A 5,770-nucleotide genomic window follows, 5' to 3' on the forward strand; every position below is an offset into this window, starting at 1 on the left:
CGGCTCTACAAAGCAGAAAGGGCGCCGCAAGGCGCCCTTTCTGCTTGTTCAACGGCGATGGCTTATTTGGCCATTTCCGACATCACCACCATGTCCAGCACATAGGCCTGCGACGGTGCGTCAGCCGGCGGGTTCTTGATCTCATAGCGCTTCAGGCGCAGCACGTTGCGGACGCCCGGCTCGTGGGTATAGCCCTCGATGTTGCCGTAGAAGTTGGTGAACTCACCGCGCTTGCCCTGTTCCAGGCCCTGCTCGTTGTACTTCACCTCACGCACCTGCAGGCAGGTGGCGTCCTTCATCAGCGGGTGCGGGCAGGGCTTGGTCTGCGGCTCGACTTCCAGGAACACGGTTTCGCCCGGGCCACCGTAGCGGGTTTCAGCGGTCGGCTCGGCGCGGAAGCTGAGCACGTCACCCTTTTCGGTGACCAGGGTCATCGCCGATGCATCCAGTGCACGCACGCTCAGCTTGCCCTGCAGACGCTCGCTGATCAGGCCATCGAGCGCCATCAGCGGGCCCTGGCAGGCCTTGTTGGTGGACATCAGGTTGCCAACCGTCAGCGCGCCGGCTTCCAGGGTGTAGCCGCCACCGATGTTGTTGCAGGCATTGCTGACCGACAGGCGGTTGTCCTTGAAATCCAGGGTCAGCGGCTTGTCAGCCTGCACGAACAGGCCGTCGATGCGCTTGCCGCTGGCGTCCACGGCGTTGTCCAGAAGCCAGTGGTTTGCAGCCAGCTGGGTGGTGTCGAGGTTCGCGGCAGGAGCGGCGGTGCTGGTGTCGGGGGTCGCTGCGGTTTCGCTCTTGGTGCTGGCCGGCGGATTGCTGCAGGCGGTCATGAGGGCGATGGGCAGTGCCAACAGAAGAATGCGCTTCATGGTGAACTCCTTGTGGTGCGTTGGAAAAGTCAGAACGTCAAACGGCCATGGCCGTTTGTCGGGGTTGCACTTGCGACTGCACGTTCAGTTGCCAGCAGGCAAAAACAACAGCAGGCCGAAGCCCAATGCGATGCGGTATAGCGCAAAGCCGGTGAAGGGGCGGCGTTTGATATAGCTCAGCAGCCACTTCACCACGATGAAACCGGTGATTGCCGCTGCCACGAAGGCTACGCCTACGTCGGCCCAGTTTTCATTGCCCAGCTGGCCTTTCTTGAACATTTCCAGCAAGGCGTAGCCACTGGCGGCGAACATGGTGGGAATGCCGACCAGGAACACGAACTCGGCGGCCGCGGCGCGACGGGTCAGGCCCAGCAGCAGGGCCAGGAAGATGGCCGCGGCCGAGCGCGAGGTACCGGGGAAGACGCCGGCCACCACCTGCGCCAGGCCAACGGCGACGGCAACCTTCCAGGTCACCGTGTCGCTGTCCGGCAGGCGCCCGGCAAAACGCTCGGCGATCAGCATCCAGACGCCGCCGATGACCAGCGCCCACGCCACCGGGGTGACGGTTTCGGGCAGTTCCCAGCCGGCCAGGCGCACCGGCAGGCCGACCACGGCGGTGACCAGGAAGGCCACGCCCAGCTTCATCACGTAGTCGCGGTTCTCACGCTGGTTCAAGCCGGTGGCCAAGGACCACAGCCGCTGCCGGAACGCCAGCAGCACCGCGAGGATCGCGCCGGCCTGGATGACGATGTTGAAGAAGTCCGAGCGTGCGCCCAGCCAATGCTGGGCGATCAGCAGATGGCCGGTACTGGAAATCGGGAGAAATTCGGTGAGGCCTTCAAGAATGCCCAGCAACAGGGCGGAGAGCAGGTCGGACATGAGGGTTGGTATGGGAAAGGCGGGCACAGCATAGAGCATTGCGTGTTGCGCACCTGAATGGTGCATGGAATGAAATCAGCACCAAAATGGTGCTCAAAGCCGCCTGCAGCGCTGCATTGATATCAATGAAAACAATGGCTTATTGCGATACAAAAGTTGGCACGTCATTTGCTTTTATTCCTGCACATCACCACCCATCCGAGGTTTCACCCGATGTCCCTGGAAAACGTTGAGAAGCTGATCAAGGACAACCAGATCGAGTTCATCGACCTGCGTTTCGTCGACATGCGTGGCATCGAGCAGCACGTGACCTTCCCGGTCTCGATCATCGAGCCATCGCTGTTCGAGGAAGGCAAGATGTTCGATGGCAGCTCCATCGCCGGTTGGAAGGGCATCGCCGAGTCGGACATGGTGCTGATGCCGGACGCCGACAGCGCCTACCTGGATCCGTTCTACGCCGACCCGACCCTGGTGCTGACCTGTGACGTGCTGGACCCGGCCACCATGCAGGGCTACGGCCGCTGCCCGCGCGGCATCGCCAAGCGCGCCGAGTCGTACCTGAAGTCCTCGGGTATCGCCGACCTGGCCTTCTTCGGCCCGGAGCCGGAATTCTTCATCTTCGATTCGGTCCAGTTCGCCAACGACATGGGCCACACCTTCTTCAAGATCAACTCCGAGGAAGGCTCCTGGAATACCGGCAAGAGCTACGACGGCACCAACAGCGGCTACCGCCCGACAGTGAAGGGCGGCTACTTCCCGGTGCCGCCGACCGACTCGCTGCACGATATCCGCGCCGAGATGTGCAAGGTGCTGGAAAAGGTCGGCATCGAAGTCGAAGTGCACCACCACGAAGTGGCCAATGCCGGCCAGTGCGAGATCGGTGCCAAGTTCAACACCCTGGTCACCAAGGCCGATGAACTGCAGCGCATGAAGCACGTCATCAAGAACGTTGCCCACCGCAACGGCAAGACCGTGACCTTCATGCCCAAGCCGCTGGTCGGCGACAACGGCAGCGGCATGCACGTGCACCAGTCGCTGGCCAAGGGCGGCGCCAACCTGTTCTCCGGTGACGGCTACGGCGGCCTGAGCCAGATGGCGCTGTGGTACATCGGCGGCATCTTCAAGCACGCTCGTGCCATCAACGCCTTCACCAACTCCGGCACCAACAGCTACAAGCGCCTGGTGCCGGGCTTCGAGGCACCGGTGATGCTGGCTTACTCGGCCCGCAACCGCTCAGCCTCGTGCCGCATTCCGTGGGTGTCCAACCCGAAGGCACGCCGCATCGAAATGCGTTTCCCGGATCCGATCCAGTCCGGCTACCTGACCTTCACCGCGCTGATGATGGCCGGCCTGGACGGCATCAAGAACCAGATCGACCCGGGCGCACCGAGCGACAAGGATCTGTACGACTTGCCGCCGGAAGAAGAGAAGCTGATCCCGCAGGTCTGCTCCTCGCTGGACCAGGCGCTGGAAGCACTGGACAAGGACCGCGAGTTCCTCAAGGCCGGTGGCGTGATGAGCGACGACTTCATCGATGCCTACATCGCGTTGAAGATGAAGGAAGTCACCGCGTTCCGCGCGGCGACCCATCCGCTGGAATACCAGCTGTATTACGCAAGCTGATGTAACGGCGGCCAGCGCATTGCGCTGGCCGCCGGCAACACCAGGTGTAGTTGCTAGCTGTTATTAGGCGGCGGTGGCGTGGACCCTCCCCCTCCCATCTGCGTCATCGCCGCCGCCTTTGTTGCTGGGGAGCACAAAGGTATGCAGCAGCCGGCAACACACCTGCAGGGGCAAGAGAATCCGAGCGCGCGGCATGGGCCAGTCCTCCCTCCCGCGTGGTTGTAGCGGCCGGCAGCACTGCCGGCAGCAACAGCCAGGCCCATGATGCGTTCGGCGCAACAGCCAGCGGCCGCACAGCGGCCGGTGGAAGACACGATGCCGGCCCGCAGCCGCAGGCCGGTCTCCTCCATATCGGGACATGCGCATGAAATTAATCTCCGCGATCATCCGCCCATTCAAGCTCGACGAAGTGCGTGAAGCCCTCGGCGCCGCAGGCGTTTCCGGCATCACCGTCACCGAGGTCAAGGGCTTTGGGCGGCAGAAAGGCCACACCGAGCTGTACCGTGGCGCTGAATATGTCGTCGATTTCCTTCCCAAGATCCGCATCGAGACCGCCGTCACCGACGACAACGTCGAGGCGGTGATCGAAGCGCTGCAGGGCGCCGCCGGCACCGGCAAGATTGGTGACGGCAAGATCTTCGTTACCGCGCTTGAGCAGGTGGTGCGTATCCGCACCGGCGAAACAGGCGCAGACGCGCTGTAAGAACCGCACCGCCCCGTCCTCCGGCGGCAGCGACCGCCAGGTGACAACGGGTCGCTGGCAGGTTCCACCCCCACAACCGGAGTCGACAATGCGAACGGAATTTTTCACCGGGTTGAACACCCGGTTCGGAGGCCTGTGCCTGTCTTTCATGCTCAGCGTGCTGCTGCTGGGTATGTTTTCCAGCACGGCATGGGCACAGGAAACGCAGGCCCAGCCTGCAAGCACCACGGAAGCGGCGGCCGAACCGGCAGCGGCCGTACCCGCAGCCGCTGCAGAAGCAACACCCAGTTTCGACAAGGGCGACGTGGCGTGGATGCTCACCGCCACCTTGCTGGTCTTGATGATGGTCGTACCCGGCCTGGCCCTGTTCTATGGCGGCCTGGTGCGGGCCAAGAACGTACTATCCGTGCTAAGCCAAGTGCTGGTGGTGTTCTCGCTGGTGCTGATGCTGTGGGTGGCCTATGGCTATAGCGCGGTGTTCAGTGCCGGCAACCAGTTCTTTGGTTCTTTCACCGAGTTTGCCTTCCTCAAGGGCTTCACCCCGGACTCGGTGGGCAATACGCCGATCGCTGGCCTGCCGGACTTCCTGTTCGTCGCCTTCCAGTCGACCTTCGCCGGCATCACCACAGCACTGATCGTCGGTGCCTTCGCCGAACGCATCAAGTTCCGTGCGGTGCTGCTGTTCTCCGCGCTGTGGTTCACCCTGAGCTATATCCCGATGGCGCACATCGTCTGGGGTGGCGGCTATCTCGGTGAGATGGGCGCGATCGACTTTGCAGGTGGCACCGTGGTGCACATCAACGCCGGTGTTGCCGGCCTGGTGGCCGCATGGTTCGTCGGCAAGCGCCTGGGCTATGGCCAGACCGCGTTGAAGCCGCACAACCTGCCGCTGACCTGGATCGGCGCGATGCTGCTGTGGGTGGGCTGGTTCGGTTTCAACGCCGGCTCGGCTGCTGCTGCCGACACCGTGGCCTCGCTGGCCTTCATCAACACGGTGCTGGCGACGGCCGCCGCGGTGCTGGGCTGGACGCTGGTGGAAGCGATCACCAAGGGCCATCCCTCGGCACTGGGCGCGGCTTCGGGTGCGGTTGCCGGGCTGGTTGGTGTAACCCCGGCCTGCGGCACGGTGGGGCCGTTGGGCGCCATCGTGATTGGTTTCGTCACCGGCATGGTCTGCGTCTGGGGCGTGACCGGCTTGAAGCGGCTGTTGAAGGCCGACGACACCGCCGACGTATTCGGCGTGCATGGCGTGGGCGGCATTGTTGGCGCCATCCTCACCGGCGTTTTCAGCGCGCAGTCGCTGGGTGGTACCAAGGTTGATCTGGATATCGGCCACCAGCTGTGGGTGCAGGTGGTCAGCGTGGGCTTCACCGTGTTGTGGTCGGCCGTCGTCACTGCCGTCATCCTGCTGGTGGTCCGCGCGCTGGTTGGCCTGCGTGTCAGCGAAGAGGCCGAACGCACCGGCCTGGACGTGACCACCCATGGCGAATCGGCCTACGAGGCATAAGCTGTTGCTCAAAGCCCCTCTCCCGTTTAACGGGAGAGGGGTTGGGGTGAGGGCAGCTTTTGAGGCGTTACCGGGAAAGCCCCTGCCGAGCATGGCTCGGCACTACCGCTCTGAAGCCCCTCTCCCGCGTGCGGGAGAGGGGTTGGGGTGAGGGCAGCTTTTGAGGCGTTACCGGGAAAGCCCCTG

General features: G+C 63.4%; 6 protein-coding genes. 4 read left to right on the plus strand and 2 right to left on the minus strand.

Translation table 11 applies throughout. The features are described from left to right. Positions 1-62 precede the first annotated feature (62 nt). Entirely contained in the window at positions 63-872 is an 810-nt protein-coding gene (locus RT131_RS16800) for an META and DUF4377 domain-containing protein (RefSeq protein WP_313173913.1), read from the minus strand. An 84-nt stretch (positions 873-956) separates the two neighbouring features. Beyond that, positions 957-1,751, minus strand: a complete 795-nt coding sequence (locus tag RT131_RS16805; protein WP_313173914.1) for an undecaprenyl-diphosphate phosphatase — start codon at positions 1,749-1,751, stop codon at positions 957-959. Positions 1,752-1,789: 38 nt separating this feature from the next. Here RT131_RS16805 and RT131_RS16810 point away from each other — a divergent pair, with 38 nt between their 5' ends. The 4 genes from RT131_RS16810 (at position 1,790) to amt (ending at position 5,584) form a co-directional block, all read left to right on the plus strand. After that, positions 1,790-1,984 carry a hypothetical protein gene (locus RT131_RS16810; protein ID WP_313173915.1) on the plus strand — a complete coding sequence of 65 codons (195 nt, stop codon included), beginning with the start codon at positions 1,790-1,792 and terminating at the stop codon, positions 1,982-1,984. Beyond that, positions 1,965-3,374 (plus strand): type I glutamate--ammonia ligase, encoded by a 1,410-nt coding sequence (gene glnA / locus RT131_RS16815; RefSeq protein ID WP_313173916.1) that lies wholly within the window; start codon positions 1,965-1,967, stop codon positions 3,372-3,374. The genes RT131_RS16810 and glnA overlap by 20 nt, the downstream gene beginning before the upstream one ends. A gap of 364 nt (positions 3,375-3,738) precedes the next feature. Beyond that, a complete protein-coding gene (locus tag RT131_RS16820) occupies positions 3,739-4,077 on the plus strand; it encodes a P-II family nitrogen regulator (protein ID WP_057627937.1) in 339 nt (112 codons plus the stop codon). Positions 4,078-4,165: 88 nt separating this feature from the next. After that, positions 4,166-5,584, plus strand: a complete 1,419-nt coding sequence (gene amt, locus RT131_RS16825; protein ID WP_313173917.1) for an ammonium transporter — start codon at positions 4,166-4,168, stop codon at positions 5,582-5,584. The last annotated feature ends 186 nt before the right edge of the window (positions 5,585-5,770 follow it).

Origin of the sequence: Stenotrophomonas sp., assembly GCF_032066555.1 — a bacterium.
Lineage (GTDB): Bacteria > Pseudomonadota > Gammaproteobacteria > Xanthomonadales > Xanthomonadaceae > Stenotrophomonas.